The 26,201-nt window shown below is 66.0% G+C and carries 27 protein-coding genes and 1 pseudogene; 13 read left to right on the top strand and 15 right to left on the bottom strand.

The annotated features are described in order from the left end of the window. Positions 1 to 61: 61 nt before the first annotated feature. From LDO86_RS02690 to LDO86_RS02675, 4 genes and pseudogenes are all read right to left on the bottom strand, one after another. Entirely contained in the window at positions 62 to 682 is a 621-nt protein-coding gene (locus LDO86_RS02690) for a hypothetical protein (protein ID WP_026266219.1), read from the bottom strand. An 82-nt stretch (positions 683 to 764) separates the two neighbouring features. After that, positions 765 to 1,538, bottom strand: a complete 774-nt coding sequence (locus LDO86_RS02685; RefSeq protein WP_043425743.1) for a GAF and ANTAR domain-containing protein — start codon at positions 1,536 to 1,538, stop codon at positions 765 to 767. Between the two features lie 110 nt (positions 1,539 to 1,648). Continuing rightward, positions 1,649 to 2,233 carry an orotate phosphoribosyltransferase gene (gene pyrE, locus LDO86_RS02680; RefSeq protein WP_196804802.1) on the bottom strand — a complete coding sequence of 195 codons (585 nt, stop codon included), beginning with the start codon at positions 2,231 to 2,233 and terminating at the stop codon, positions 1,649 to 1,651. A gap of 96 nt (positions 2,234 to 2,329) precedes the next feature. Beyond that, a pseudogene (locus tag LDO86_RS02675) lies at positions 2,330 to 3,493 on the bottom strand (FAD-dependent oxidoreductase); the annotation flags it as partial. A gap of 123 nt (positions 3,494 to 3,616) precedes the next feature. Between LDO86_RS02675 and nadE the strand changes: the two are divergent. Next, on the top strand, positions 3,617 to 4,471 hold the full coding sequence (gene nadE, locus LDO86_RS02670) for an ammonia-dependent NAD(+) synthetase (RefSeq protein ID WP_018772237.1): 855 nt from the start codon (positions 3,617 to 3,619) through the stop codon (positions 4,469 to 4,471). A gap of 114 nt (positions 4,472 to 4,585) precedes the next feature. On the opposite strand, the gene LDO86_RS02665 is transcribed toward nadE, so the two are convergent. After that, positions 4,586 to 5,374, bottom strand: coding sequence for an IclR family transcriptional regulator (locus LDO86_RS02665; protein WP_144601252.1), 789 nt, complete (start codon positions 5,372 to 5,374; stop codon positions 4,586 to 4,588). 171 nt (positions 5,375 to 5,545) lie between these two features. On the opposite strand from LDO86_RS02665, the gene LDO86_RS02660 reads away from it, so the two are divergent. The 4 genes from LDO86_RS02660 to LDO86_RS02645 are packed head-to-tail and all read left to right on the top strand — an operon-like array spanning position 5,546 to position 9,678. Continuing rightward, positions 5,546 to 6,262: a CoA transferase subunit A gene (locus LDO86_RS02660; protein ID WP_018771680.1), complete on the top strand. Its 717-nt coding sequence runs from the start codon at positions 5,546 to 5,548 to the stop codon at positions 6,260 to 6,262. Between the two features lie 46 nt (positions 6,263 to 6,308). Further along, positions 6,309 to 7,766, top strand: a complete 1,458-nt coding sequence (locus LDO86_RS02655; protein ID WP_224084261.1) for a TIGR00366 family protein — start codon at positions 6,309 to 6,311, stop codon at positions 7,764 to 7,766. A gap of 32 nt (positions 7,767 to 7,798) precedes the next feature. Then, complete coding sequence (locus tag LDO86_RS02650) at positions 7,799 to 8,488, top strand: CoA transferase subunit B (RefSeq protein WP_018771682.1); 690 nt, start codon at positions 7,799 to 7,801, stop codon at positions 8,486 to 8,488. Then, entirely contained in the window at positions 8,485 to 9,678 is a 1,194-nt protein-coding gene (locus tag LDO86_RS02645) for an acetyl-CoA acetyltransferase (protein WP_018771683.1), read from the top strand. Before LDO86_RS02650 ends, LDO86_RS02645 begins: the two co-directional genes overlap by 4 nt. A gap of 54 nt (positions 9,679 to 9,732) precedes the next feature. Here the strand turns inward: LDO86_RS02645 and LDO86_RS02640 are convergent, their stop codons facing one another. Then, a complete protein-coding gene (locus LDO86_RS02640) occupies positions 9,733 to 10,311 on the bottom strand; it encodes a heme-binding protein (protein WP_018771684.1) in 579 nt (192 codons plus the stop codon). Between the two features lie 197 nt (positions 10,312 to 10,508). Between LDO86_RS02640 and LDO86_RS02635 the strand changes: the two genes are divergently transcribed. The 5 genes from LDO86_RS02635 to LDO86_RS02615 all read left to right on the top strand — a co-directional run bounded on the left by LDO86_RS02635 (position 10,509) and on the right by LDO86_RS02615 (position 14,019). After that, on the top strand, positions 10,509 to 11,738 hold the full coding sequence (locus LDO86_RS02635) for a histidine kinase (RefSeq protein ID WP_018771685.1): 1,230 nt from the start codon (positions 10,509 to 10,511) through the stop codon (positions 11,736 to 11,738). Continuing rightward, a complete protein-coding gene (locus tag LDO86_RS02630) occupies positions 11,735 to 12,361 on the top strand; it encodes a response regulator (RefSeq protein WP_018771686.1) in 627 nt (208 codons plus the stop codon). The genes LDO86_RS02635 and LDO86_RS02630 overlap by 4 nt, the downstream gene beginning before the upstream one ends. A gap of 132 nt (positions 12,362 to 12,493) precedes the next feature. Continuing rightward, complete coding sequence (locus tag LDO86_RS02625; RefSeq protein WP_009357211.1) at positions 12,494 to 12,697, top strand: cold-shock protein; 204 nt, start codon at positions 12,494 to 12,496, stop codon at positions 12,695 to 12,697. A 148-nt stretch (positions 12,698 to 12,845) separates the two neighbouring features. Then, positions 12,846 to 13,175 (top strand): hypothetical protein, encoded by a 330-nt coding sequence (locus tag LDO86_RS02620; RefSeq protein ID WP_018771687.1) that lies wholly within the window; start codon positions 12,846 to 12,848, stop codon positions 13,173 to 13,175. 61 nt (positions 13,176 to 13,236) lie between these two features. Continuing rightward, positions 13,237 to 14,019, top strand: a complete 783-nt coding sequence (locus LDO86_RS02615; RefSeq protein WP_018771688.1) for a MerR family transcriptional regulator — start codon at positions 13,237 to 13,239, stop codon at positions 14,017 to 14,019. Between the two features lie 19 nt (positions 14,020 to 14,038). Here the strand turns inward: LDO86_RS02615 and LDO86_RS02610 are convergent, their stop codons facing one another. The 4 genes from LDO86_RS02610 to LDO86_RS02595 are packed head-to-tail and all read right to left on the bottom strand — an operon-like array spanning position 14,039 to position 17,692. Then, the gene (locus LDO86_RS02610; RefSeq protein ID WP_018771689.1) at positions 14,039 to 14,722 is read right to left on the bottom strand and encodes a DedA family protein; all 684 of its coding nucleotides are present in this window, start codon (positions 14,720 to 14,722) and stop codon (positions 14,039 to 14,041) included. A 27-nt stretch (positions 14,723 to 14,749) separates the two neighbouring features. After that, the gene (locus LDO86_RS02605) at positions 14,750 to 15,526 is read right to left on the bottom strand and encodes an enoyl-CoA hydratase (protein ID WP_018771690.1); all 777 of its coding nucleotides are present in this window, start codon (positions 15,524 to 15,526) and stop codon (positions 14,750 to 14,752) included. Beyond that, complete coding sequence (gene mmsB, locus LDO86_RS02600; RefSeq protein WP_223993661.1) at positions 15,523 to 16,539, bottom strand: 3-hydroxyisobutyrate dehydrogenase; 1,017 nt, start codon at positions 16,537 to 16,539, stop codon at positions 15,523 to 15,525. Before mmsB ends, LDO86_RS02605 begins: the two co-directional genes overlap by 4 nt. Next, positions 16,532 to 17,692, bottom strand: coding sequence for an enoyl-CoA hydratase/isomerase family protein (locus LDO86_RS02595; RefSeq protein ID WP_223993659.1), 1,161 nt, complete (start codon positions 17,690 to 17,692; stop codon positions 16,532 to 16,534). The genes mmsB and LDO86_RS02595 overlap by 8 nt, the downstream gene beginning before the upstream one ends. A 161-nt stretch (positions 17,693 to 17,853) precedes the next feature. Between LDO86_RS02595 and LDO86_RS02590 the strand changes: the two genes are divergently transcribed. Together LDO86_RS02590 and LDO86_RS02585 are read left to right on the top strand one after the other, a co-directional pair. Beyond that, the gene (locus LDO86_RS02590; RefSeq protein WP_026266132.1) at positions 17,854 to 18,660 is read left to right on the top strand and encodes an exodeoxyribonuclease III; all 807 of its coding nucleotides are present in this window, start codon (positions 17,854 to 17,856) and stop codon (positions 18,658 to 18,660) included. Between the two features lie 34 nt (positions 18,661 to 18,694). Then, positions 18,695 to 19,585, top strand: coding sequence for a hypothetical protein (locus LDO86_RS02585; protein ID WP_018771694.1), 891 nt, complete (start codon positions 18,695 to 18,697; stop codon positions 19,583 to 19,585). A 4-nt stretch (positions 19,586 to 19,589) separates the two neighbouring features. Here the strand turns inward: LDO86_RS02585 and LDO86_RS02580 are convergent, their stop codons facing one another. From LDO86_RS02580 to LDO86_RS02560, 5 genes are all read right to left on the bottom strand, one after another. Next, positions 19,590 to 20,642 (bottom strand): LacI family DNA-binding transcriptional regulator, encoded by a 1,053-nt coding sequence (locus LDO86_RS02580; protein WP_018771695.1) that lies wholly within the window; start codon positions 20,640 to 20,642, stop codon positions 19,590 to 19,592. A gap of 125 nt (positions 20,643 to 20,767) precedes the next feature. Continuing rightward, positions 20,768 to 21,016, bottom strand: a complete 249-nt coding sequence (locus LDO86_RS02575) for a hypothetical protein (protein ID WP_026266133.1) — start codon at positions 21,014 to 21,016, stop codon at positions 20,768 to 20,770. After that, a complete protein-coding gene (locus LDO86_RS02570) occupies positions 21,013 to 21,912 on the bottom strand; it encodes a carbohydrate ABC transporter permease (RefSeq protein ID WP_224084260.1) in 900 nt (299 codons plus the stop codon). Before LDO86_RS02570 ends, LDO86_RS02575 begins: the two co-directional genes overlap by 4 nt. Then, positions 21,909 to 22,946 carry a sugar ABC transporter permease gene (locus LDO86_RS02565; RefSeq protein ID WP_224084259.1) on the bottom strand — a complete coding sequence of 346 codons (1,038 nt, stop codon included), beginning with the start codon at positions 22,944 to 22,946 and terminating at the stop codon, positions 21,909 to 21,911. The genes LDO86_RS02570 and LDO86_RS02565 overlap by 4 nt, the downstream gene beginning before the upstream one ends. Positions 22,947 to 22,953: 7 nt before the next feature. Beyond that, on the bottom strand, positions 22,954 to 24,243 hold the full coding sequence (locus LDO86_RS02560; RefSeq protein ID WP_224084258.1) for an ABC transporter substrate-binding protein: 1,290 nt from the start codon (positions 24,241 to 24,243) through the stop codon (positions 22,954 to 22,956). 140 nt (positions 24,244 to 24,383) lie between these two features. Between LDO86_RS02560 and LDO86_RS02555 the strand changes: the two genes are divergently transcribed. Then, positions 24,384 to 26,186: a glycoside hydrolase family 13 protein gene (locus LDO86_RS02555; RefSeq protein WP_224084257.1), complete on the top strand. Its 1,803-nt coding sequence runs from the start codon at positions 24,384 to 24,386 to the stop codon at positions 26,184 to 26,186. The last annotated feature ends 15 nt before the right edge of the window (positions 26,187 to 26,201 follow it).

The following is a 26,201-nucleotide window of genomic DNA, read 5'->3' as shown; positions in this document are numbered from 1 at the left end:
CGTAAGCCCACCCAAACGTACCGCCGCAACGGGCGGGGGTAACCGTTCGGTGACGCTGGGGTCAGCAGGCGGCCTGGCCCTCCGCGGCGGGGATTGGGGACGTGGGTTCCTGCCGGCGGCGATGGATCTCCAGGCCGATGTCGTTGTAGCGGCCCAGCAGGTCGGCACTGTCCTGGGTGTTTGGATTGTCGAGCAGCGCGAAGAGTGCGTCACTGGCCGCAAGGAGCTCCTCGTTGGAGTATTCCGTAAGGGGCGGCCCGTACAACTCCTCGATCCACATGACAGGAAGGTGTGGATACTCCCCGGCGAAGCGGCCTCCGGGGAACAGCTCACGGACGTCGCCGTCCAGGGGAAGTGGCTGCTCGCCGGATGGCCGGTTCAAGGAAGCATTGTGGGCAGCGGGTACCAGCTGCAGGGAAACGCCTGCACCACAGGCTCCCGGCAGCGCGTTGGCATCCAGCGCATTCAGGTCGCTGCGCAGGCCGGCCAGCGCGGTTGACTCCACCAGGTCCGCCATTGAGAGGTCAACGCAAATATGGCAGCGGATGCCCATTCGCCGGACACGGCGGATGATGTGGACCAGGTGGGGGCGGGAACCGCTGTCAAGGCTCCCCCGGACTTCAATCCGGACGATGTCTGCAGGGACATCAAAATTAACAACTGCGTCTAATGCTCGGTCCATAGGTACTCCAAAAGAGGTCTATGGCCGACGGCTCAACCTCCGCAAGCCTAACCTCCGCGGGAGCCCCTGCACAACCCAACCCTTAGGAACGGGCCGCGCGGATTACCTTTTCCGGCTCCTCATAGTGCGTCCGGGCACCGGCTCCGCCCACTGAGTCCACCAGGGACTTGGCGATGTCCCGCAGCTTGGTGTTGCTGTTGCTGGATGCCTCGGTGAGGATTTCGACGGCAGCCGCCTGGCTGCAGCGGTTCTGGGCCATGACAATGCCCACGGCGATGTCGATGATGGTGCGGGACTCCAGCGTGGCCCGGAGGTTCGACGCGCTGTCCGCATGCAGGGAGAACCGGACGGCAAGGCGCAGGGCCTGCGAAATTTCACGGGTGAAGTCCCGGGCCCTTGCCGTGGCCCGTCCTTCGAACTTCCGGGGAACATCGGAATAGAGGTTCAGGGCCGCCTTGGCCTCGCCCTGCAGGGTGAACGGGAGGGAAAGCACCGAACGCAGGCCATGGGCGGCAACGGCCGTTGCGTAATCGGGACCCCACCGGTTCTCCTCCAGCAGATCGGGAACGTGGACTTCGCGTTCCTCCTCCGCAGCAGTCAGGCAGGGGCCCTGAGACAAGGAGTACTGGATTTCGTCCACTTCCCGCGCCGAATCGCTGCTCCACCCGATGGTGGCCGCCTTGCGGTCACGGAGCAGGGTGATGCCACACAGGGCGTCGTCACCGTCGCCTGCCATCTGGTGGGCGGAGAAACGGGCCAGTTCGTTGAGGAAGTCCTCAAAATCAGCGCTTTCCAGGATGAGGTTCTGGACCTGGTCGGTTGCGCTCAAAGGCTGTTCTGGGGGGAGCAAATGCATGATCTCCAAGCAACTGAAAAGTGTTAAAGGACATCATAAAGCAGCGCCAACAGCCCGGCCAACGGCCAGCATACTTGTTCCCAGGCGATTTCCCGGGTCCTCAGCAGGACCTAGGACAGCCCCAGCTCGTCCTTGCTGAACGCAAACAGGTATGGAACGCCGGTCTCGGCTTCGATTTTTTCCTTGGCACCGGTGTCACGGTCCACGATCACTGCCACCGCAACCACGTTGCCGCCGGCCTTCCGGACGCCTTCCACTGCCGTCAGCGCGGAACCGCCCGTGGTGGAGGTGTCCTCCAGGACCAGCACCTTGCGGCCTTCAACGGAGGGGCCCTCCACCTGGCGGCCCATGCCGTAGGACTTCTGGGCCTTGCGGACCACGAAAGCATCCACGGCACGGCCGGCATCAGCGGCAGCGTGCATCACTGCAGTGCCCACCGGGTCAGCACCCATGGTGAGGCCGCCGGCGCACTCAAAGTCGATCCCGGCGTCGTCCGCCAGGGCGAGCATGACCTGGCCCACCAGCTTGGAGGCCTCGTGGTGAAGGGTGATGCGGCGGAGGTCGATGTAGTAGTCAGCCTCGGCCCCACTCGAGAGGATCACCTTGCCGCGGACCACGGCGAGTTCCTTGATGAGTTCGAGCAGGCGGGCGCGGGCAGCTGCGGTGTCTACCGCAGTGTCAGAGGGCGAAGTCATGGGCTCAAGTTTAGTGGGTGGGCGGACGGTGAGTGGGCGGGCAAAGCCTGGCGCGTGCTCGGGGCGGGGCCCGAAGGCGATGACGCGCGGCAGGACACGCCTGACCACGGGGTTGTGGCGCAGGATGAAGAAGACCATCCGCGTGATGGAGAGCGTAGTCCGGGCACCATCGCCGGCCAGGGTCGCCCCGGACAATCTCCCGGCGAAGAGCGGAACAAAAACCACCCTGTGCAGGATGCGCTGCACGGTTTGGACCACCACTGTAGGCATGCGCCGGCGGCGCTGGATTGCCGCGAGGGTCCTGGCCCGCACGTGGCCCCGCCACAGGTCCGGGGCCAACCGTTCGGCGGCCGCCACTGCATCCTGGATGGCCAGGTTGATGCCTACGCCGCCGGCCGGTGACATCGCGTGGGCTGCATCCCCGATGCACAGGAATCCGTCGGTGTACCAGCGCTGCAGGCGGTTCAGCTTAACGTCCAGCCAGTGAAGGTCGTCCAGGCTGCGAATGGAGTCGACGCGGTCGGCGAGATCCGGACGAAGTGCCGCCACGCGCTGCCGGAACCGTTCCACGCCGCCGGCCCTGATCCCGGCATCCGAGCCCTTGGGGGCGAGGTACCCCAGCTGGTAGTAGTCGGTGCGGTTCAGGGCAATCATGGCGTCCCCGTCACCCAGCGACGGCACCACACCCGCCACTTCGCCCTGCTCGGAAGCGTGGCGCGGGAGCCTGAACCACCAGGTGTCGAACGGCACCGGGTACTCCCTGGTGCGCATTCCCGCCGCCTCCCGCAGCACTGAATGGCGCCCGTCCGCGGCCACCACCACATCTGCATGCAGCACGTGTTCCGCCCCCGGCCCGGCCCCGCCCGTGGCCCTGTAGCGCACTCCGGTGACGCGGCCGCCGTTGAACTCCAGGCCGGTGGCCTCGCTCTCCATAAGCAGGCTGAACGTCGGTTCCGCAGCGGCCGCCGAGGCGAGGAAATCCAGGAAGTCCCACTGCGGCATCATGGCCACGTAGTTGTACGGGGGCTTCAAAGAGTCGAAGGCCGCCAGGGTGACCAGGCCGGCGCCGGGGACCGGAACAGCCACGTTGTTCAGCCTGCTTTGGGGCAGGCTGCGGAATCCCGCGCCCAGGCCAAGTTCGTCGATCAGGCGGATGGTGGAGGCATGCACCGTGTCGCCGCGGAAGTCGCGCAGGAAGTCGCGGTGCTTCTCCAGGACGGTCACCTGCACTCCGGCCCGGGCCAGCAGCAGTCCCAGCATCATTCCCGCGGGGCCTCCGCCCACCACGGCACACCCTGTCCGCTCCATGCAGTTACGCTACGCCGCGCAGGGGCCGCCCGGAACAGTTGAGGGTTGTTGACAGTGCTGGCTAGGCTGGACAACATGCGCGAACTCCAGGCCAAAATCATTGAAGAAATGGGCGTTCAGCCCCGGATCGATCCCGCGGGGGAGGTACGCAAACGCGTCACGTTCCTCAAGGAATACCTGAAGGCAACCCACACCAAGGGCTTTGTCCTGGGCATTTCCGGTGGCCTGGATTCATCCCTGGCGGGCAAGCTTGCGCAACTGGCGGTGGATGAGCTTGAGGCCGAAGGCGTGGAAGCCAATTTCGTGGCCGTCCGCCTTCCCTACGGAGTGCAGCACGACGAGGAAGATGCCCAGGCAGCCCTGGACTTCATCAAGGCCAAGACGGAATGGACGTTCAACATCTCCGCCGCCGTGGACGGTTTTGAAGACGAGTTCGAAAAGACCGTGGGCTCGGAGATCTCCGATTTCCACAAGGGCAACACCAAGGCCCGCACCCGGATGATCGCCCAGTATGCGCTGGCGGGCGAGCACAACTACCTGGTGGTTGGCACCGACCACGGCGCCGAGTCCGTCACCGGCTTCTTCACCAAGTACGGCGACGGCGGCGCGGACATCCTGCCCCTGTTCGGCCTCAACAAGCGGCAGAACCGCGCCCTGCTGGCTGAACTTGGAGCGCCGGCGCGCGTCTGGGAGAAGGTACCCACCGCCGACCTGCTCGATGACCGGCCAGGCCGAACCGATGAGGACGAACTGGGCCTCAGCTACGACCAGATCGACGACTACCTCGAAGGCCGCGAGGTTCCGGACGCCGTTGCCGATTCCATCGAACAGAAGTACCTCCGGACCCGCCACAAGCGCACCGTGCCGGTCACCATCTTTGACACGTGGTGGAAGGACCAGGGCCCCGAGGAGCCCCGCGTGGGCCTCTAGGCAGCCTCGCCGGACTTCCCCACCTTTGGGGAGCACGTCTTCGGGGAGAACGACGGCGGGCGGCACCGGAAGGTGCCGCCCGCCGTCGTCGTTCGCGGCCAGAGCCGGGGAGGCTCAGCGGGGCCGCCGCCCGGCGTCGCCGCCCACGCCAAGCTGCTGCGTAATCCGGTGCGCCTCCGCCATCAGGAGGCCGCCGAGTTCCTCCTGCCGTTCCGGCTTGAAGCGTGGTTCGATGCCCGTCAACGACAATGCCCAAGCCGGTTTCCCGGAGCGGTCAAACACCGCCGCACCCATCCCCCAGCTTCCCTCCAGGACCAGGCCGGGGTTCACCGAATAGCCGGCCAGCCGGGTGCGGGCCAGGTTCTTCCGCACCAGTTCGGGAGTATGGTTCCCGGCGAACTCGCCCGCGTGTTCGCTCCAGCGCCCCAGCATTTCCTCCTGCTCGCTTTCCGGCAGGAAGGCCATGATGGCCGTCCCGGCCGACGCGACGCCAAGGGGGAACCGGACACCCTCGTGCAGGACGAAGGAGCGGACCGGGAAGCTGCCTTCCTCACGCAGCAGGCAGACCGTCCCGGCGCCGCGGCGGATGGAGAAGAAGGCGCTCTCGCCCGTGGCCTGCGCCAGCCGGCGGAGGCTGGGCCGGGCGATGTCCTCCAGGGGAAACCGCGCCGAAGCCACCGAGCCCATCAGGAGGATCTCGGGGCCCAGCACCCAGTTCCCCGTCACGGGATCATGGTCCAGCAGGCCTTCCGCGGCCAGGGACGTCAGGAGCCTGTGGACCGTGGGACGGGTAAGGCCGGATTCCCGCACGAGGTCCACCAGGGGCATTCCCTCCGAGCTCCTGCCCACCAGCCGCAGCAGGCCGGCGATCCGCGTTACCACCTGCGCGCCCTGCACCTGCATGGCCATAAACCCTCCTAATGTCCACAATATGGATACACGCCATCGTACTGTCCACACTGTAAATAGGCCACGCCGTGGTCCTTGACAGGCGCAATAATGCGCCCGTAGTCTCCAGACTCAGATCCCCGGCATCCACTTAGTGGACACCACCGTGCTCAACGAGGAGACGACATGAAGAAACTCCAGGCTTCCGCCGCCAGCGCCCTGGAAGGGGCCCTGCAGGACGGCATCACCCTCGCCGTAGGAGGATTTGGCCTGAGCGGCATTCCGGCCGACCTGATCGAAGCTGTGCGTGATTCCGGCGTCCGGGACCTCACCGTGGTGTCCAACAACATGGGCGTGGACGGCAAGGGGCTGGGCATCCTGATCGAGGCGGGCCAGGTCCGCAAGGTCATCGCGTCCTACGTCGGCGAGAACAAGCTGTTTGCCGAGCAGTACCTTGCCGGCAGGCTGGAGGTGGAATTCACTCCGCAGGGCACCCTGGCCGAGCGGCTTCGCGCCGGCGGCGCCGGCATCCCTGCCTTCTACACCAAAACCGGCGTGGGCACCCTGGTTGCCGAAGGCAAACCGCACGAGGTGTTCGACGGCGAAACGTACGTCCAGGAGCGGGCCATCCGGGCCGATGTCGCGCTTGTCCATGCCCACACCGCTGACACGGACGGCAACCTCATCTACCGCTACACGGCCCGGAACTTCAACCCCGTAGTGGCCACAGCCGGCACACTGACCATCGCCGAGGCGGAAGTGATCGTGGAGCCCGGCCGGCTGGACCCGAACCACGTTGCGACCCCCGGCGTCTTCGTCCAGCGGCTGGTGCAGGCGTCGGACCGGGTCAAGGACATCGAGCAGCGGACCGTCCGGCAGCGCGCCGGCCTCGTCTCCGCCTGACCGGCCTCCGACGCCGGCCACCCCAACAACGGAAGAACATCACTCAATGGAGAGAAACACCGCCATGGCCACCAGCCAGCTCGACCAACCGGACGTCCGCCAGAAGGGCTTGGCCCTGATGGCTGAAAAGCTGGCCGGATGGACGCAGAAGTGGTTCCCGGACGCTTACATCTTCGCCCTGGCAGGCGTGCTGCTGGTGGCCATCGCAGCACTCGCCATCGGCGCCTCTCCCAAGGCAGTGGTGGACTCCTTCGGAAACGGCTTCTGGGACCTCACCGCCTTCACTTTGCAGATGGCCATGGTGGTGCTGACCGGCTACGTGGTGGCCACCTCGCCGCCCGTGGCCCGGTTGATTGACCGACTGGCGCAGGTGCCAAACTCCGCGCGCGCCGCCGTCAGCTTCGTTGCCGTGATGTCCATGTCGGTGTCGTTCGTGAACTGGGGTTTGAGCCTGATCTTCGGCGGCCTCCTGGCGCGTGCCGTGGCCCGCCGGGCGGATCTGCACGTCGATTACCGGGCGCTCGGGGCAGCGGCCTTCATGGGGCTGGGCGCCGTCTGGGCGTTGGGCATGTCCTCCTCCGCGGCCCAGCTCCAGGCCACAAAGGCCTCCATTCCCCCGGCGCTGCTGAAGATCACCGGCGTCCTGGACTTCGGCACCACCATCTTCACCTGGCAGTCCCTGCTGACCCTGGTCATCCTGATGCTGCTGACCACCGTCATTGCCCACTTCTCCGCCCCCACGGGCGGCGCCGTCAAAACCGCGGCAGACCTCGGCGTCGACCTTGATGACCAGCCCGAACCGCCGGCCGAAAAGTCGCGCCCCGGCGAGTGGCTCGAATACAGCAGGGTCCTCCCCGTCCTGGCCGGGGTTCTGACGCTGGGGTGGCTGGTGTCCCAACTCCTGACCCTGCCCGTCCTCAGCGTGGTCAGTTCACTGAACGGCTACCTGCTGGTCTTCCTGATGCTGGGGCTTGTGCTGCACGGAACCCCGCGCAAATTCCTCCAGTCCGTGACCAAGGCCGTGCCCGCAACCGCAGGCATTTTGGTCCAGTTCCCGCTCTATGCCGCGATGGCGGCCATCCTGACCAAGGCCACCGGCGCGGGCGGCCTCTCGGTCTCGGAGCATCTGGCCCATTTCTTCACCAGCATCGGCGGCAACGGGGCGTTCGCGGTCATCATCGCCATCTACACGGCACTCCTTGGCATGTTCGTTCCGTCCGGCGGCGGAAAGTGGCTGGTGGAGGCACCGTACGTCATGCAGTCCGCCACCGACGTGAACATGAACCTCGGCTGGACCGTGCAGATCTACAACATGGCCGAGGCCCTGCCCAACCTCATCAACCCGTTCTTCATGCTGCCGCTGCTGGCCGTCTTGGGCCTGCGCGCCCGGGACCTGGTGGGCTTCACGTTCCAGCAGTTCCTGTTCCACCTGCCGGTGGTCCTGCTGCTCGCCTGGCTGCTGGGAATGACGTTCGAGTTCGTGCCGCCGGTAATACCCAACTGAATTACAGCCAAGACGACCAAAGGAGAAAACCCATGGGATGGACCAGGGATGAAATGGCTGCGATTGCGGCCGAGGAACTGAACGACGGCGACTACGTAAACCTGGGGATCGGCATCCCCACGCTGGTGGCGAACAACCTGCCTGAGGGCGTGCGGGTGGTGCTGCAGAGCGAGAACGGGCTGCTGGGCATGGGCCCGTTCCCGTACGAGGGCGAGGAGGACGCCGACCTCATCAACGCCGGCAAGCAGACCGTCACGGTCCTGCCGGGCGGCAGCATCTTCGACTCCGCCACCTCGTTCGGCATGATCCGGGGCGGGCACGTCAAGGTGGCCATCCTGGGCGCCATGCAGGTCTCCGGCAACGGCGACCTGGCCAACTGGACCATCCCCGGGAAGATGGTCAAAGGCATGGGCGGTGCCATGGATCTGGTGGCAGGAACACCGCGCGTGGTGGTCCTCACCGAACACAACGCCAAGGACGGCACCGCCAAAATCGTCCGCGAATGCACGCTGCCGCTGACCGGGCTCAGCTGCGTGGACCGGATCATCAGCGACCTCGCCGTCTTCGACCTTCACAAAAAGGACGACGGCGGGCGGCAGCTCACGCTGACCAGGCTGGCACCGGGGGTCACCGTGGAGGACATCCGGGAAATGACCGAAGCCGGCTTTGAGGTCGCCCACTCCCTCGATCCAGCCACCACCTTGGAAGGAGCCTCGGCATGAGCCTCAAAAAGCAGTTCGGCAAGGATGTCCTGATCACCGGCTGGGGTCACAGCAGGTTCGGGAAGCTCACCGACGACACCCTGGAATCCCTCATCGTCCAGGTGGCCACGGACGCCATCAGCAGCGCAGGGATTGAGCCGGCCCGGATCGATGAAATCTACGTGGGACAGTTCAACTCCGGCATGATGCCGCTGGCGTTTCCATCCTCCCTGGCGCTGCAGGTGTCACCGGACCTGGCCAACGTCCCGTCCACCCGCGTGGAGAACGCGTGCGCCTCGGGCTCGGCGGCCTTCCAGCAAGGCACCAAGGCACTGCTCGCCGGAACCGCCAAAACGGTCCTGGTGATCGGCGCCGAAAAGATGACCCACGCGGGAGCTGATGTGGTGGGCGCCGGGCTGCTGGGCGCCGACTACGACATGGCCGGCAGGCCCTCCACCACCGGGTTCACCGGACTCTTCGCGGAAGTGGCCAGGCACTACGCCAAACGCTACGACGCTGACGGGAAGCTGGGCGACGTCCTGGGTACCATCGCGGCCAAGAACCACCGCAACGGCGTGGACAACCCGTACGCCCAGCTCCGCAAGGACCTCGGCGAGGAGTTCTGCCAAACCGTCTCGGACAAGAACCCCATGGTGGCCGATCCCCTGCGCCGGACCGACTGTTCCCCCGTGTCCGACGGTGCCGCCGCCGTCGTGCTGTCCACTTCGCCAACCGGAGGCCTCACGGCACCGGTACGGCTCGCCGGCTTTGGCCAGGCCAACGACTTCTTCCCCGCGGCGCGCAGGGACCCGACGGCGTTCGAAGCCACGCGGGTGTCCTGGCAGCGTGCCCTGGCGATGGCCGGCGTCGGGATTGAGGACCTGGACCTGGCCGAAGTCCATGACTGCTTCACCATCGCTGAGCTGCTCATGTACGAGGCCATGGGCCTGACCGAACCCGGTCAGGGCGCCCGGGCGCTCCAGGAAGGCTTGGTCTACAAGGACGGGAAACTTCCCATCAATATCTCAGGAGGCCTCAAGTCCAAAGGCCACCCCGTGGGTGCCACCGGCGTGTCCCAGCACGTCCTGGCGGCCATGCAGCTCACGGGCACCGCGGGCGACATGCAGCTCCCGGCTCCGCGCCGGGCAGCCGTGCAGAACATGGGCGGCGTGGGCATCGCCAATTACGTCAGCATCCTGGAGGCCGTGTAGCTGTCCGGGGCCGGTCCGCCGTCGTGGGCTGCTTTCACGACGGCGGACCGCAGCCTATTTCGCAGTGCCTGCGATGGACTCGGCGCCGGCAGTGGCGCACGCTTCGTCAAGGGCGCCATCGGGCGCCCCGCCCACACCGATGCCGGCCACGGAAACGCCGTTGACCTTCAGCGGGACTCCGCCTGCCAGGAACAGGGTGCCCGGCAAGTCTGCGATCGAGGGGCCATTGCCATTGATGCGCTTGGCCAGCTCGCTGGTGGGGGTACCGAAAGCTGCTGCGGTGTAGGCCTTTTCCTTGGCGGCCTCAATGGTGTGCGCCGCGGCATTGTCTCCCCGCAGCAGTGCCTGGACGGTGCCGAAGCGGTCAACGAGCGCCACCGTGACGAACGGCAGTTTGTCCGCCTGGCACTTGGCGAGTGCCGCGGCGACTGCCTGGGCGGAGGCTGTGGCGGAGATGCGGTTCTGCTGCACCACAGTCTCCGGCGCCGGCTGCACGTCAACGGCGGGCACGACGGCGGGCGCTTCAGTGCCGCTGACGCGGCCGGTGCCGGCGTTGGCGGCTGCGGTGGCTCCGGCCGTGACCAGGATTGCTGCGGCTGCGGCGGCTGTGAGTGCCTTGTGGGATTTCTTCATGGTGCGTTCCTTGGGTTGGTAGGTGTGCTGTTGCCGGTTTCCATCCTTCTCGGCAGCGGTTGGCGTGGCATCGGGCCTTCGGCTGCCCCTTGCTGGCCCGAAAGGCCAGCCGTATCAGCCAAAAGGCTGAGGAACCCTGCAGGCGTGGAGCCCTAGCATGGAAGGCAGTGCTTCCCACCACGAGATCCGGATCCCGCATGCCTGCCAAAGATTCCACCCCGGCCACCGGCCTGGCGGCCGCCGTTGCCGCCGGGGGCGCCGGGGGCGCGTCCCGTCCGGTGCCGCCCACCCCCAAGGGCCGCCTGGGCAGCATTGAGGCCGCCGTCCATCTGGGCTTCGCGGTGCTCCTGGTGGCATCGGTGGTGCGCTATGTCATGCGGCATTCCCCTTCCGACAACGTCCTGGTCCTGGGACTCGCCGCCGCCGCCTGCCTGCTGTACGCCGTCGTGGCCCTGCTCTCGCTGCGGGACCGGCACAGCGCGCCGTGGATGGTCGCGTTGGTGGCTGTCTGGGCGGTCCTGGTGGTGGCAGCACCGAGCTTCGCCTGGTGTTCCTTCGCCCTCTTCTTCCTGTGCAGGAGTGCCCTGCGCGGTGCTGCGTCCTACGTCCTGGCGGGCGGCATCACCCTGGCAACCGCGGCCGGCCTGTTCCGGCTGGGCAACGGTACGGACCTTGCCATGCTGTTGGGGCCTGTGGCCGTAGGCGTCATGCTGACGCTCATCTATGACCGGATACAGCACGACGCCGAGGAGCAGCGCCGCCTGCATGCGGAGGTTACCGAGGCCCAAGGCCAGCTGGCGGCCAGTGAACGCCGGGCCGGCACCATCGCCGAACGGGAGCGGGTGTCCCGGGAAATCCACGACACCGTCACCCAGGGGCTCGCCAGCAGCCTGCTCCTGCTCGAAGCCGCGGGGCGTGGTTGGCCAAGTGGCGCCGCGCAGCAGGATCTCCACCAGGCCACCAGCCTGCTCCGCACCAACCTGGCGGAAACCCGGAGCCTGGTCCACGAGCTTGCTTCCCCCGGGCTGGAATCAACGCCGCTGCCGGAAGCGCTGCTGCTGGCCGCCCGGCAATACCTGCCGGAAGCCACCCTTGTGGTGACAGGAGCCCCCAGGCAAGTCTCACCGGACATCCGGCACGCACTGCTGCGGGTGGTGCAGAGTGCGGCCTCCAACACCGCGCTGCACGCTGCGGCTTCAGTCGCTGCCCTGACGGTGGGCTTCCTGCCGGACGCCGTCACCCTGGACATCTACGACGACGGCGCCGGTTTTGATCCGGCGGCGGCAGCTCCGCCGTCGACGGCCGGAGGTTACGGCCTGCGGGCCATGCGGCAGCGGGTGGAGCAGCTGGGTGGCATATTCTCGATCCAAAGTGCCCCCGGCGAGGGGACCATCGTGGCGGCGCAATTGCCGTTGGAGGGCGCATGAGCAGCATCACGGTCCTGCTGGTGGACGACCACCTTGTGGTCAGGAGCGGGCTGCGCGCGTTGCTGGGAACCCAGCCTGACCTGGCGGTTGTGGCGGAGGCATCCTCGGGAGAGGAAGCGTTGCAGCTGGTGCATGCGCACCTCCCGGCTGTGGTGGTGATGGACCTTGCCATGGGCCCTGGCATGGATGGAATCGAGGCCATCAGGCGGATCCGGGATCTCAACAGCGGGCAGGCAGTCCTGGTTTTCACCACCTACGACTCGGATGCCGATATTGTCCGCGCAGTCGATTCCGGTGCCATGGGCTACCTGTTGAAGGACGCCGCACCGGAGGAAATCTTTGCCGCCATACGCGGCGCGGTTCAGGGCAGGAGCGTGATGAGCCCGCCGGTGGCCTCGCGGTTGTTCCAGCAGCTGCGCAACCCCGAAGAAGTCCTCACCCCCCGGGAGGCAGAATTGCTCAGTTTGCTCACTGAAGGCCTCAGTAACAGGGAGCTCGGGCGGCGGCTTTTCATCTCCGAGGCCACCGTCAAAACCCACCTGGCGCACATCTACGCAAAGCTCGGAGTGGATACGCGGGCGGCCGCTATTGCCACCGCGATACGCCGTGAGGGCATGCGGTAACCGCGGTTTATGGCCCTTACCCTTGCACCCGGGCCCTGTGCCCCGTACGTTTGGGACTGCGGGGACTAACTCCCGCGCACTCCGGGATGATTCCCCGGGGAGAGAATCAGAGTCACATGAAGGAATGCAGCCATGGCAACAGGCACAGTTAAATGGTTCAACGCCGAAAAGGGTTTTGGCTTCATTGCCCCCGATGACGGGTCCGCTGACGTTTTCGCCCACTACTCGGCAATCGCCACCAGCGGCTACCGCTCACTGGACGAGAACCAGAAGGTCGAATTCGATGTGACCCAGGGCCCCAAGGGCCCGCAGGCAGAGAACATCCGCCCGCTCTAAGTCTTCGGCGGCCTCCGGCACCTGCCGGGACCCCATCCAGCGGCCCCTCCAGCTCAGGTTGGAGGGGCCGCTGCTTTTATGTGGGGGTTTTGTGGGGCACGTGTTCCCGGGGCCAGTCCTCCGGTTTCCCTTTTGGGATAATTGATCCATGACCGGACAGGACCAGGACAGGGACAAGGATCCGTGGGAGGAGTTTGACGCTCTGGGGCCCGCTGCACCGGACCGCGTGCCGGGCCAGCCCGGCGGGGAGCCCTACGGTTTCGGCTTCCGCACCGGGGTACGCAGCGCCCGGGTGGCGGTCGGCTTTGCCGTTTACGCCCTGGCGCTGGGAACCATCCTGGCCCTGACCGGGTGCATTGTGTTCATCAGCCGGCAGCAGTGGCTGCTGGCGGGCCTCATGCTGGTGATCGAGGCAGTGTTTGTTTTCGCTTTCACGCGGCTGGTGGCCCAGGCCAGGCGCCGCCGGCAGGCGCGGTGACAATTTCAAACCTTGACCTTGACCTTGACCTTGACGCAGCGTCAAACCCTAGGCTCGGAGCATGGAAGACATCCCCGACACCGGCACGGACTGGTCCATCCAGGACGTAGCCAGGATGGCCGGCACCACCAGCCGCACGCTGCGCCACTACGATGACATCGGCCTGCTGAAGCCCAGCAGGGTGGGCAGCAACGGTTACCGCTATTACGACGGCGCCGCCCTCCTCCAACTGCAGCGCATTCTCCTGCTGCGGGAGCTGGGCCTGGGCCTGCCGGCCATCGCGGAGGTCTTCCACCAGCAGGCTGACCCGGTCACCGCGCTCACCCGTCATCTTGAGTGGCTCGGACAGGAGCAGCAGCGGCTGGCACGGCAAATGCAATCCGTGCGGCGAACCATTGAAACAGTAAGGGCAGGAGGCCAACTGATGGCAGAGGACATGTTCGACGGCTTCGACCACACCCAGTACAAGGATGAGGTGGAGGAACGGTGGGGCAAGGAGGCCTACGCAAAATCCGACGCGTGGTGGCGCGGCATGGCGTCGGACGAAAAGCAGGAGTGGATGTCCAAGGTGGAAACCCTTGGCAACGACTGGAAGGCTGCCGCCCGCTCCGGCGTTGCTGCGGACGGTCCCGAGGCCCGGGAACTGGCAACGCGGCACGTCGACTGGCTGAGGTCCATCCCCGGGACTCCGGCCGCCGGAAACAGCGGGAATGTCAAGGGATACGTCCTGGGGCTGGCGGACATGTACGTGGAAGACCTGCGCTTCGCCGCCAATTACGGCGGAGTGGAGGGGGCGGGCTTCGTTCGGGCGGCCCTTCGCAGTTTTGCGGAGAAGTATCTGTAGGGCAGAGGCGGAAGGCAGCCTAGCGGCTGGTCTTGGAGCTGCCGGCGCCCGCCCGATCAGTCTTGGCGCGCCGGGTCCGCCGGACCACCAGCAGCACCACGGCAATGGCCAATCCGGCGTAGACGGCATAGTTCAGGAAGCGTGAGTACTCCTCGATCAGCCTGTATTGGGTGCCCAGCAGGTAGCCCAGGCCGATGAGGGCGCCGTTCCACAGCCCGCTGCCGGCCAGGGTGAACAGGGTGAAGGTGGCAAAGGGCATGGCCGCCGCCCCCGCCGGAAGGGAGATGAGGCTGCGGACGCCGGGCAACAGGCGGCCGAAGAAGATGGATGACCTGCCGTGGCGGCGGAACCATCCTGCCGCGTGTTCGAAGTCTTCGCGGTCCACCAAGGGCAGTTTGGACAACCACCGGATGGACCGCTCCAGCCCCAGCTTGGCGCCGAGCCAGTAAAGGAACAGCGCCCCCAGATAAGCGCCAAGGGTGCTGGTGGCAAAAACGAGGAAAAGGTTCAGGGAGCCCTGCTTGGCCAGATATCCCGCCAGGGGGAGGATCACCTCGCTGGGGATGGGAGGCACCACGGTTTCGGCGAGCGTGAAGCCCCCCACGCCCCACTCCCCCAAAGTGTCGATGGCCCTCGCCGCAAACCCGACGATTCCGGTGAGTCCCTCAGTGGGGCTGGCTGCACCGGTCAAGATTGTCCACATACGCCCGTCCCGTCCCCTGCGCCCGGGTTACCGGTGCTTGAATTCCGGCTGGCGCTTCTCGGCGAACGCCGCCATGCCTTCCTTTTGGTCCTCCGTGGCGAACAGGGAGTGGAAGAGCCGCCGTTCGAACAACACCCCCTGGGCCAGCCCGGTTTCAAAGGCGGCATTGACAGCTTCCTTGGCAGCCATCGCCGCGGGCTTGGACTTGGCGGCAATCACCCCTGCCACCTTGAGTGCCTCGGACACGACGTCCGCCGCCGGAACCACACGGGACACCAGCCCGCACCGGTCGGCTTCCTCCGCCTCGATGAACCTGCCGGTGAGGATCATGTCCATGGCCTTCGCCTTGCCCACGGCCCGGGTGAGCCGCTGCGAGCCGCCCATGCCGGGGAGTACGGCGAGGTTGATTTCCGGTTGGCCGAATCTGGCGTTGTCCCCGGCGATGATGAGGTCGCACATCATGGCCAGTTCGCAGCCGCCGCCCAGGGCAAACCCGGACACCGCAGCGATGGTGGGAATCCGCAGCCGGGCAAAGTCCTCCCAGCCCCGGAACCAGTCGGCGGCATACATGTCCATGTAGCCCTGGTCCGCCATTTCCTTGATGTCGGCTCCGGCCGCGAACGCTTTGCCCGAGCCGGTGATCACCACGGCACCCAAACCGGGATCGGAATCCATGGCGGTAACGGCGGCCACCAACTCCTCCATGGTGGCCTTGTTCAGCGCGTTCAACGCCGACGGCCTGTTGAGGGTTACCAGCCCTACCCTGCCCTGCTGCTCCACCAGGATGTTGGCGTACTCCGTCATTCGGGGCTCCCGTCGTCGTGTGCTGTTGTGGTCCCTGGCCGGCCCGGCATTTCCGTGCCGGTGTTCTCCCCCGCCGCCGGCTCTTGCTGCCTCGCTGCATGCTGCCCGGAGGCGTCGCGGATGTCGGTGATGATGGCCGAGAAGTCGCGGCCCGCGCCGCCTTCCGCGGCAAACCTATCGTAGATCCGGGCGGCGAGCGCTCCCATCTGTCCCGCCACCCCTGTGCTGTCCAGGGCGTTGACGGCGAGGTTGAGGTCCTTGGCCATGAGCGCTGCGGCAAAGCCCGGCTGGTAGTCCCTGTTGGCGGGGCTGGTGGGAACCGGTCCGGGCACCGGACAATTGGTGGTCAGCGCCCAGCACTGGCCGGACGCGGCGGAAGCGACGTCGAACAAGGCCTGGTGGGTCAGGCCCAGCTTTTCGCCGAGCACGAAGGCCTCGCTGACCGCAATCATCGAGACGCCCAGGATGAGGTTGTTGCAGATCTTGGCCGCCTGGCCGGCTCCGTGTCCGCCGCAGTGCACCACCCGCTTGCCCATGACCTCCAGGAGCGGCCGCACCGCCTCAAAGTCAGCCCCGTCGCCGCCGGCCATGAAGGTCAGGGTGCCTGCTTCGGCCCCCACCACGCCACCGGAAACGGGGGCGTCAACGGAGCGGTGGCCTGCTTCGATGGCCAGGCGGGCGGCGTCCCTGGCCTCGTCGACGTTGATGGTGGAACAGTCCAGGAACATCGTCCCGGCCGGCGCCTCTGCCAGCAGCCCGGGTCCGTCTGCACCGCCCACGTAGGCGTCCAGGACGTGGCGGCCGCTGGGGAACATGGTGAGGACAACGTCGGCACCGGCCAGCGCCTCCACGGCGCTCCCTGCCACCGGTATGCCCTGTGCACGGGCCGACTGCAGGGCTTCAGGGACCACGTCGAAACCAGCAACCCGGTAACCGGCGCGGACCAGGTTCAGGGCCATGGGACGCCCCATGTGTCCAAGGCCCAGGAAGGCCACACCGCTCTTGTCAGGCATGGTCCGTCTCCTTCATCTGCAGGTCGGGGTTGGAGTGCGGTTCAAGCCGGGGGTGCAGCTCAGGCGGGACATGGAGGTCCAGTTCCCCGCCGTCCAGGGGCTGGAAGAACCCCTCCACCTGGGCGGGAAGCACCTCGGCCAGCGTGGCAGGTTTCCACTGCGGGTTCCTGTCCTTGTCCACTACCTGGGCGCGGATTCCTTCGCGGAAGTCCGGTGCGGCCAGGAAGCGGATCCCGGCCCGGTACTCCTGGGCCAGGGCCTCATCCAGGGTCAGGCCGGCCGCGCGGCGCAGCGACGCCAAGGTGACCGTGACCGAGGTGGGTGACTTGGCTTCGATCGTGGCGGCGGCTTCCGCGGCATCGTCGCGTCCGGGCCCGGTCCACGCCCGGAGGCGCCGGACAATCTCTCCAGCATCGTCCGGGGCGTAGCAGGAGTCGATCCATTCCCGCTGCCCGGCCAGCATGGAGGCAGGGGGCTGCCCGGCATAACGGGCGACGGCGTCTTCCGGGCTTTCTTTCTCCAGCGCAGCCACGAGGCGCGGCAGCGCGTTCGACGGAACGTAGTGGTCGGCAAGGCCCAGGAACAGGGCATCCCCGGCTGCCAGGTGTGCTCCCGTAAGCGCCGCGTGGGTTCCCGCCTCGCCTGGTGCGTGTGAAAGCAGGAAGGTCCCGCCGACGTCGGGCGCGAAGCCAATGGTGGTCTCCGGCATCCCCATCCTGGTCCGCTCGGTGACCACCCGGACGTCCCCGTGCGCGGAGATGCCCACCCCGCCGCCCAGGACCAGGCCGTCCATGAGGGCGACGTACGGTTTGGGGTACCGGGCAATCAGCGAGTTCAGGCGGTACTCGGTCTGCCAGAAGTGGGCCGTCCCGTTCCCGCCGTGCAGCATGTCCCGGTATATGGCCACGATGTCCCCGCCCGCGCACAGGCCCCGCTCCCCGGCGCCCTGGACCAGGACGGTGGCCACGCCGTCGTCCCCTGCCCATGCGGTGAGCTGCCGCAGGAGCAGCCCCACCATTCCCGCGGTAAGTGCGTTGACGGCCCGGGGCCGGTTGAGGGTGATCACGCCCAGCCGGCCGCGGCGCTCAAAGAGTACGTCCGCGCTTCCGTCCCCTGCCGCGTTGTCCGTTGTGCTGTCCTTGGCTGCGGTCATCGGCTGGGTGCTCCTTCGCATGGTGGCCGGATGAGTGATCCAGGTCATTCTGTTGCGAATATACCCGCCCCTTCACGCCCGGAACCAACCACGGCGGATCGCGGACGCGGGGACGGCCAAGGCTTTACCCGCCCTGCGGCTGCCAAGGTAAGTTAGGAACCGTGAAGATAGCTACCTGGAATGTGAATTCGCTCCGTGCCCGCGCCGACCGTGTTGAAGCCTGGCTCCAGCGCAGCGACTGCGACGTCCTGGCCATCCAGGAGACCAAGTGCAAGGACGATAACTTCCCCTGGGAGCTCTTTGAACGGATGGGCTACGAGGTGGCCCACTTCGGGGTGAACCAGTGGAACGGCGTAGCCATTGCCTCCCGGGTGGGGCTTGAAGACGTGGAGCGGACGTTCCTGGACCAGCCCTCGTTCGGCAAGGCGGGCAAGGATCCCGTGCAGGAAGCCCGCGCCATGGCTGCCACCTGCGGCGGCATCCGGGTCTGGAGCCTTTACGTCCCCAACGGCCGTTCGCTGGACGACGAGCACATGCCGTACAAGCTCAAGTGGCTGGAAAGCCTCAAGACGCACGCCCAGGCCCTGGTCACGGACAACCCCCAGGCACAGGTGGCCCTGATGGGTGACTGGAACATCGCGCCCTTTGATGACGACGTCTGGGACATCGACCTGTTCATCCGGAACCGCGCAACTCACGTCAGCCCGCCAGAACGGGAGGCGTTCCACGCGTTCGAAGCTGCCGGCTACGCCGATGTGGTGCGCCCCTACACGCCGGGCCCCGGCGTCTACACCTACTGGGACTACACCCAGCTGCGGTTCCCCAAGAAGGAGGGCATGCGGATCGACTTCATCCTGGCCTCCCCCGCCTTGGCCGCGCGCGTCACCGGGGCCTCGATCGACCGCGAGGAACGCAAGGGCAAGGGCGCTTCGGACCACGCTCCCGTGCTGGTGGAACTGGCGGACTGATGACTGCATCCTGGACCCATTCAAGGAGACCGTAATGACGGGAAACCTCTATCGGGGCCAGGCCGGCCTGCCATTTTCCTCAACCCTGCGCGTCTACGAACCCCTGGAAGCCTTTCCGGAGGACCAGCGTCCGGCCATCAAGGCCGCGGGGGCCCGGGCGGTCCCGCGTGCCGCCGTCGAAAACGCTGAACTGCTGGCCTCGCTGGGCCGCATCACCCGCTCCGGCGGGGACCCCTTCCCCACGGGGCGCACGGACCTGGTGCGCGTCACCACCGTGCCGGCCCCGGAGGGTGGAGCGCCCGACGACGGTGCTGACGCCGACGCCGAGCCCGTCCTCCTGTACTGCCCCAGCCAGCTTGTCCTGCGCGCCGGACTGGCGGCCAACGCCTTGATGGAGGGAATCCATGGCCCCCTGGCCGAGCTGCTGATCCCGGAGGAGCAGCGTGACCGGCACCAGGAACGGATCGACCAGGTGAAGGCCCGGGACGGATCCATCCGGGTACATACGCGGGCGTCCACCTGGGGAATCCCGTTCAGCTGGTTCTCGCTGTTCATGGAGTCGGACCGCAAGGATGTGGTGGAGGCCGCTGGGCGCATCCTCACCGTTCGGGTCTGGGCGCCCATCACCGATGCCCTGGAACGGGCCCGCTACGCGGTGGCCAACCTGGCCCTCGCTGCCCCGGACCTGGACATGCTTGACGACCTGGCGCAGCTGACGGAGTGGCTTGAGCTGTTCCACGTCAACTCCATGGTGGAACTGGACTACGGCGCCGTGGCAGACAAGGTCTACCCGGACGAATCCCCCATGGATATCAGGCTGGGCATCGAGTGCCTGGCGGAGGGTGACATGACCGGGGCTGCGGCCGCCTACCGCAGGCTCGCGTCCCGCTGGATCCCCATCCGGCAGCTGGCCCGCGCGTCCTGACGCGTCAGTTCCTGGGGGGCGCTGTGGTGCGCCGGATGATGAGTTCATGGGGCGCGACGGCTGAGTGGACGGATCCGATCTCGCCGTCCAGTTCGTCCAGGAGCATCTTGGTGGCCAGCTCGGCCTGCTCGTCGGGGCGCTGCCCAACCGTGGTCAGGCCCATGGCATCGGCGAAATCATGGTTGTCGATGCCCACCACCGACAGTTCGCCGGGGACGTTGACGCCCAGGCGGTTGGCCTCGAAGATGACTCCCATGGCCATCTCGTCCGAGGCGCAGAAAATTGCCGTGGGCTTCTGTCCGGGACGGGACCACAGGCGGCGGAAGGCTTCCTGTCCGCTGCGGACCGTGAAGTCCCCCCATTCGTCCCATTCCGGCCGGGTGGGCAGGCCGGCCGCGGCCATCACGTCCTTGAACGCCAGGATGCGCACCCGGGGGACGTCGAAGTTCAGGTCGGTTTCGTCGTCGCCATGCAGCAGGGCAATATCCCGGTGGCCCAGGTCGATCAGGTGCCGGACGGCTGTTGAGGCGGCGGCGTAGTCGTCGATGCCGATGTAGGGGCATTCCTCCACGTGGCCACCCACCACTACCAGCGGAATGTCGATCTTCTGCAGGTGCTCGATCTCTTCGTGGCTGAGCGCCATACATAGAACCAGCAGGGCGTCGATCTGCTTGTAGACCATGGTCTTGCTGAAGAGCCGCTCACGGTTGCTGCCGTGGCCGCCGAGGTTGAACAGGGAGAGGTTGTAGTGCCGGGCATGCAGCTCGCGGTCCGCGCCCTCAATTGCTTTGGAGAAGAACCAGCGGCTGACGAACGGGGCCAGGACACCGATGGTCTTGGTCCGGCCCGTGGCCAGGCCGGAGGCGGAGGACGATGCAACGTAGCCCAGGTTTCCGGCCACCTCCAGGATTTTTTCCCGGGTGGCCGGCGAGACCCGGGGCAGGCCGCGTACAGCCCGGGAGACAGTTGCTGTTGAGACTCCGGCGGCTGCCGCCACGTCCTCGATGCTGACGCCGTTATGGCCGCCCCGCTGGGACCTTTCCGTTGTCCGTGCCACCGTGTCCCCTCTTTAACTCCTTTTCGGCGTAGGGCCGAAAGGCCCTGCGTTACGCCCGCCCTGTATTTTCGCATTCCACGGCGAGGCATTGATAACTATGGCGGGGAACCGACGCATGGGCTCCCTTACCTGCGGGCCGGCAGCTTTCGGCGCAGGCGAACCATTCCATACAGCGCCAGCAGTGTTGCCAGCAGGCCCAGGGCCCAGCCGAGGGCCGGTTGGGCTGTGACTTCCATCCACACGGTTACCACCAGGAGGACAAGGGCCCAAAATGCGAGGAAGCCGATAATGATGTCGAAGTCTTCGCCCGAACGGACCATACGGCTGCGGTTTCCCGCCCCCGGAGTGCGGGGGCGGGAACCGTTGGGCGTCACTTGACCGCACCAGCCGTAAGGCCGGCGACGATCTTGCGCTGGAACACCAGCACCAGGATCACCAGCGGGATGGTGACGATGGTGCCCGCGGCCATGATGGCCGTGTACGGGATCTGGTTGGGCTGTGCACCGGCGAAGTTGGCAATGGCCACCGTCACCGGCTGGGTTGCGTCGCTGGACAGCTGGCTGGCGATCAGGAACTCATTCCACGAGGAAATGAAGGCCAGGATCGCCGTGGTGAAGATTGCCGGCGCTGCCAGGGGCATGATGACCTTGCGGAAGGCCTGTCCCTGGGTACAGCCGTCAACGCGCGCCGATTCTTCCAACTCCCAGGGCATTTCCCGGAAGAACGAGGTCATGGTGTAGACCGTCAGCGGGAGCACGAAGGAGATGTTCGGGATGATCAGCGCCTGGTACGTGCCCATCCAGCCAATGTTGGTGAACAGCTGGAAGAGCGGGGTGATCAGGGCAACACCGGGGAACATGGAAGCTCCCAGGATGAAACCGAGCACCAGGAACTTGCCGCGGAAGTTCAACCGGGCAAGCGCGTAGGCGGCAAACACGCCGATCAGCAGGGAGACTGCCGTAACCACGCCGCCGATGAACACACTGTTGAGCAGCGCCTGGCCGAACCTGTTGCCGAACGACGTGTCGAACGCCGTCCTGAAGTTATCCAGCGTGACGTGGGTGGGAAGGATGGACGTGTCGTAGGTGAACCCGACCTCGCGGAAGGCGGTGACCACCATCCAGTAGGCCGGCGCCAGGCACCAGAGCAGCACGATGGCCGCGCTGATATAGGTCCTGCCCTGCGCCCACTTTTCCCGGTTCTGCGCTGCCTTACGGCCCTTGTCCTGCCTTGCCCGCAGCGCCGAGGCGTCTGCCGTAGCCGTGGTCATTTCTTCCCCTTTCCTGTGGCGCCGCTTTGTTCAACCACGTTTGCCCCGAGGAAGCGGACAAAGATGAAGGCCACAAGGAAGATGATGATGAAGGTGATGGTGGACAGTGCGGCCGCCGAGTTGAACCCTTGCCTGATCTGGTTGATGACCAGGATGGACAAAGTGGTGGTGTTGTTGGCGCCGCCGGTGAGGATGTAGGGCAGGTCAAACATGCGCAGTGCATCCAGGGTACGGAACAGGATTGCCACCATCAGCGCCGGCTTGACCAGCGGCAGGGTGATCAGCCGGAACCGCTGCCATGCAGTGGTTCCGTCGACCTTTGCGGCCTCGTACACTTCAGCCGGGATCATCTGCAGGCCTGCCAGGATCAGCAACGCCATGAACGGCGTGGTCTTCCAGACGTCAGCGATGACCACAGCCCACTTTGCCGGCCACTCGCTTCCAGTCCACAGGATGGTGGTGTTGAACAGCTTGTTGGCGATGCCCTCGAAGGCGAAGATGAAGAACCAGAGCTTGGCCGTCACGGCCGTGGGGATGGCCCACGGCACCAGGACAGCTGCGCGGACCAGGCTGCGGCCGCGGAATTCGCGGGCCATGATCATGGCCATCCAGAAGCCCAGCACGGTTTCGAACGCCACCGTGACGATGGTGAAGAAGAAGGTGGTGGCGGTGGCGGACCAGAACTGGCCGCCAAGGGTGCCAGGCGGGCAGGCGACGGTTCCGCCTGTCGGCGCCGAACACTGCTGCGCGAGCCAGTTCACGTAGTTCTGGATGCCTGCCGGGCCACCCGCGGTGAACAGGCCGGTGGCGGGATCAAGGCCGGCGTCCTTCTGGAAGGACATGACGATGGCGCTGATGATGGGGTAAACAATGACAATGCCCAAAGCGATGATGGTGGGAGCGAGCAGCCAGGATGCCCAGCGTCCTTGGCTGGCGATCCTGTTGTCCTCCCCCACACCCTTGGGCGCGTGATGGACGGGGGTGCCGCCCGACGCCGGTGCCTTGACCGGCGTCGGGCCTAGTTCGGTTGCCATGGCAGAACTACGATCCCGCACCGGCGGATTCGATGGACTTCTGCATGTCAGAGAGTGCGGTATCCACGGGCTTCTCTCCCTTGATTGCGGAATATGCGTTTTCTTGAATTGCCTTCGTGACAGCCGGGTAGAACGGCGTCACGGGACGGGGAACAGCGTTCTGGATGGACGTCTTGAGAACAGACAGGTAGGGCAGCTTGGCCACGAGTGCCTGGTCTTCGTACAGCGACGTCAGAATCGGAGCCAGCGAGGCCTGGTTCGCAAAGAACTTCTGATTTTCCTCGGTCTCGATGAACTTGATGAAGTCCAGCGCCGTGGCCTTGTGCTTGGAGTACACATTGATGGCTGCGTTATGGCCACCAAGGGCAGAAGCACCGGGGCCGTCCTTGCCCGGCAGGGGCGCCATGCCGAACTTGTCCTTCACAGCCGACGAACCTTCAGTGCTCATCAGGCTGTACACATAAGGCCAGTTGCGCAGGAACAGGAGCTTGCCGCCCTGGAATGCCTGGCGGCTGTCCTCTTCCTTGAAGGTAATGGCTTCCTTCGGGATGTTGCCGTCCGCGTAAGCTTTCGCCAAGTTGGACAGGCCGGCCTTGGCCTCGGCCGTGTTCAGGTTGGGCTTTCCGTCCTTGTTGAGGACGGACCCGCCTGCCGAGTTGATGGCCTCGGCAGTGTTAACGGTGAGGCCTTCATATTTGCTGAACTGGCCGGCGTAGCACCCAATGTTGTTTGTCTTGGCGATTGAGCACATGCCCATCATCTCGTCCCAGGTCTTGGGCGGGTTGGGGACCAGGTCCTTGCGGTAGAAGAGCATGCCGCCGTCGGAATCCTTGGGCCCAGCGTAGAGCGTGCCCTTATAGGATGCTGCTTCTACCGGCGCCTTGAGCATCTTGGAAGTGTCAATGGCCATCTTGTCCTTCAGCGGCTGCAGCCAGCCCTTGGCGGCAAACTCCGCCGTCCAAATAACATCGACGCTGACCACGTCATAGTCGGACTGCTTGGCTTGGAAGTGCTGAACCAAATCATCGTGCTGCTGGTCAGCCTGGTCGGTCTGCTCCTTGAAGGTGACCTTCTCGTCAGGATGTGCCGCATTCCATTTTTCGATGAACGGCCGCACCACGTTGTTGTTGTCCTTGCCCTGGACGTAAGTGATCGGGCCGCGGCCGTCGAGGTTGGCGTCAGCGTCGCTGCCTCCACCGCCCGTGGTGCCCCCTCCACCTCCGCCGCCGCAGGCGGACAACGTAAGGGCCAGGATGCCGGCAGTGGCCGCCGGAAGCAGGAATCTCGGGGTTTTCATTAGCTTGAAGCTCCTCGCTGAGTGACAAGTAAGTCGACAGTGCGCTTGCTAGGTGAGGTTGATGTGGTGACCATCACACTAGTAAGGTGACTGTCGGGAATGCAAGCGTTTACATCAAAAAGTTATCAGAGGGGAACCAAATGCCCGACCCAACCGTTCCGGCGCCCCGCCAAATGCCCTCCTGGTGGACAGACGCCGTTGTCTACCAGATCTATCCCCGGTCGTTTGCCGACGGCAACGGCGACGGGATGGGCGACCTTCGCGGTGTCCTGGACCGGCTCCCCTATCTTGAAGGGCTGGGAGTGGACGCCATCTGGCTGTCCCCGTTCTACAAGTCGCCGCAGGCCGACGGCGGTTATGACGTAGCGGACTACCGGCAAGTGGACCCGCTTTTCGGGTCGCTGGCCGACTTCGACGCCATGTTGCAGGAAGCTCACCGCCGCGGACTGAAGGTGATCGTGGACCTGGTTCCCAACCACACCTCCGATGAGCATGCGTGGTTTCGGGAAGCGCTGGCGGCGGAGCCGGGAAGCCCGGAAAGGGACCGGTACATCTTCCGTGACGGCAAGGATGAGGTGCCTGGGTCCGGGGATGGCGGACGGGCGCCCAACAACTGGAAGTCCGTCTTCGGCGGCCCGGCCTGGAGCCGAGTGGCCGAAGCCGACGGGTCACCCGGACAGTGGTACCTGCACCTCTTCGACACCAAGCAGCCGGACCTGAACTGGGACAACCCGGAAGTGCAGGAGGAAATGCGTTCGGTGCTGCGTTTCTGGCTGGACCGCGGCGCGGACGGCTTCCGGGTGGATGTTGCCCACGGCCTGGTAAAGGAAGCGGGTCTTCCGGACTGGGATGGGGTGGCGGCGATGGTGGAAGGAACCTCCGCTCCGCGCCTGGAAAGCCACCTGCCGGGCGACGCCCCGCATGCCCACACCGATGCCGAGGAACCGCACCGGGCCGTCTCCCCGATGTACCCGCCGTCGCCGTTCTTCGACCAGGACGGGGTCCATGCCATCTACCGGGACTGGAACCGGGTCCTGGCCGAATACGGCGGTGACCGGATGATGGTGGCCGAGGCCTGGGTGGAACCTGCCGAGCGCCTGGCACGGTATGTCCGGCCCGATGAGATGCAGCAGGCCTTCAACTTCGATTTCCTGTTGGCCGGCTGGGACGCCGAACGCATGGCCGACGCCATCGACGCATCCCTGGCAGCGGCAGCATCCGTGGGTGCTCCGTGCACGTGGGTCCTCAGCAACCACGACACCGTGCGGCACAGCACCCGGTTTGGGCTCAAAGATCCCACTACTTTCCCCAAGGGCATCGGCGCCGCGGACGAACAGCCCGACGCAGCCCTGGGACTTGCCCGGGCCCGGGCCGCCTCACTGGTCGCGCTGGCGCTTCCGGGCTCGGCATACCTCTACCAGGGCGAGGAGCTGGGCCTCCCGGAGCACACCACCCTTCCCGACTCGGCCAGGCAGGACCCTACCTTCTTCCGGACCGACGGTGCCGAGATCGGCCGGGACGGCTGCCGCGTCCCGCTGCCGTGGGCAGGGGATCAACCCGGCTTCGGTTTCTCCGGAGCACTGTCAGGGGAAGCTCCCGAGCCCTGGCTCCCCCAGCCGGAAAGCTTCGGCCCCCTGGCCGCCGATCAGCAGGACGGCGAGGAGGGCTCAACGCTGGAGCTTTACCGTGCCGCCCTTGCATTCAGGTCAGCCCGGCACCTGGGCAGCGGCAGCGTGGAGTGGACGGACGAACACGCACCGGACAGTGGACTGTTGGCGTTCCGGAACGGGGAGGTGGTGGTCCTGTCCAACATGGGCTTCGCCTCGGCCCCCGTGCCCGAAGGCTATGCCGTAGTGCTCTCCAGCGGTCCCGAACCGGCCGACGACTGGACCGGGATGACAGAGGTTCCTGTGGACTGCACCGTGTACCTGCAACGGATATAGCTGCAAAGGATGAAG

This window comes from Arthrobacter sp. StoSoilB19 (genome assembly GCF_019977275.1).
In the GTDB taxonomy this organism is placed as follows: domain Bacteria; phylum Actinomycetota; class Actinomycetes; order Actinomycetales; family Micrococcaceae; genus Arthrobacter.
Note: the sequence above shows the minus strand (reverse complement) of the source record. Positions and strands in the feature narration are given on the sequence as shown.

What these genes read in the sequence shown, in the direction of transcription:
- LDO86_RS02690 (WP_026266219.1), bottom strand. Translation starts at nt 682, where the DNA reads ATGGACCGAGCATTAGACGCAGTTGTTAATTTTGATGTCCCTGCAGAC.
- LDO86_RS02685 (WP_043425743.1), bottom strand. Translation starts at nt 1,538, where the DNA reads ATGCATTTGCTCCCCCCAGAACAGCCTTTGAGCGCAACCGACCAGGTC.
- pyrE (WP_196804802.1), bottom strand. Translation starts at nt 2,233, where the DNA reads ATGACTTCGCCCTCTGACACTGCGGTAGACACCGCAGCTGCCCGCGCC.
- nadE (WP_018772237.1), top strand. Translation starts at nt 3,617, where the DNA reads ATGCGCGAACTCCAGGCCAAAATCATTGAAGAAATGGGCGTTCAGCCC.
- LDO86_RS02665 (WP_144601252.1), bottom strand. Translation starts at nt 5,374, where the DNA reads ATGCAGGTGCAGGGCGCGCAGGTGGTAACGCGGATCGCCGGCCTGCTG.
- LDO86_RS02660 (WP_018771680.1), top strand. Translation starts at nt 5,546, where the DNA reads ATGAAGAAACTCCAGGCTTCCGCCGCCAGCGCCCTGGAAGGGGCCCTG.
- LDO86_RS02655 (WP_224084261.1), top strand. Translation starts at nt 6,309, where the DNA reads ATGGAGAGAAACACCGCCATGGCCACCAGCCAGCTCGACCAACCGGAC.
- LDO86_RS02650 (WP_018771682.1), top strand. Translation starts at nt 7,799, where the DNA reads ATGGGATGGACCAGGGATGAAATGGCTGCGATTGCGGCCGAGGAACTG.
- LDO86_RS02645 (WP_018771683.1), top strand. Translation starts at nt 8,485, where the DNA reads ATGAGCCTCAAAAAGCAGTTCGGCAAGGATGTCCTGATCACCGGCTGG.
- LDO86_RS02640 (WP_018771684.1), bottom strand. Translation starts at nt 10,311, where the DNA reads ATGAAGAAATCCCACAAGGCACTCACAGCCGCCGCAGCCGCAGCAATC.
- LDO86_RS02635 (WP_018771685.1), top strand. Translation starts at nt 10,509, where the DNA reads ATGCCTGCCAAAGATTCCACCCCGGCCACCGGCCTGGCGGCCGCCGTT.
- LDO86_RS02630 (WP_018771686.1), top strand. Translation starts at nt 11,735, where the DNA reads ATGAGCAGCATCACGGTCCTGCTGGTGGACGACCACCTTGTGGTCAGG.
- LDO86_RS02625 (WP_009357211.1), top strand. Translation starts at nt 12,494, where the DNA reads ATGGCAACAGGCACAGTTAAATGGTTCAACGCCGAAAAGGGTTTTGGC.
- LDO86_RS02620 (WP_018771687.1), top strand. Translation starts at nt 12,846, where the DNA reads ATGACCGGACAGGACCAGGACAGGGACAAGGATCCGTGGGAGGAGTTT.
- LDO86_RS02615 (WP_018771688.1), top strand. Translation starts at nt 13,237, where the DNA reads ATGGAAGACATCCCCGACACCGGCACGGACTGGTCCATCCAGGACGTA.
- LDO86_RS02610 (WP_018771689.1), bottom strand. Translation starts at nt 14,722, where the DNA reads ATGTGGACAATCTTGACCGGTGCAGCCAGCCCCACTGAGGGACTCACC.
- LDO86_RS02605 (WP_018771690.1), bottom strand. Translation starts at nt 15,526, where the DNA reads ATGACGGAGTACGCCAACATCCTGGTGGAGCAGCAGGGCAGGGTAGGG.
- mmsB (WP_223993661.1), bottom strand. Translation starts at nt 16,539, where the DNA reads ATGCCTGACAAGAGCGGTGTGGCCTTCCTGGGCCTTGGACACATGGGG.
- LDO86_RS02595 (WP_223993659.1), bottom strand. Translation starts at nt 17,692, where the DNA reads ATGACCGCAGCCAAGGACAGCACAACGGACAACGCGGCAGGGGACGGA.
- LDO86_RS02585 (WP_018771694.1), top strand. Translation starts at nt 18,695, where the DNA reads ATGACGGGAAACCTCTATCGGGGCCAGGCCGGCCTGCCATTTTCCTCA.
- LDO86_RS02570 (WP_224084260.1), bottom strand. Translation starts at nt 21,912, where the DNA reads ATGACCACGGCTACGGCAGACGCCTCGGCGCTGCGGGCAAGGCAGGAC.
- LDO86_RS02565 (WP_224084259.1), bottom strand. Translation starts at nt 22,946, where the DNA reads ATGGCAACCGAACTAGGCCCGACGCCGGTCAAGGCACCGGCGTCGGGC.
- LDO86_RS02560 (WP_224084258.1), bottom strand. Translation starts at nt 24,243, where the DNA reads ATGAAAACCCCGAGATTCCTGCTTCCGGCGGCCACTGCCGGCATCCTG.
- LDO86_RS02555 (WP_224084257.1), top strand. Translation starts at nt 24,384, where the DNA reads ATGCCCGACCCAACCGTTCCGGCGCCCCGCCAAATGCCCTCCTGGTGG.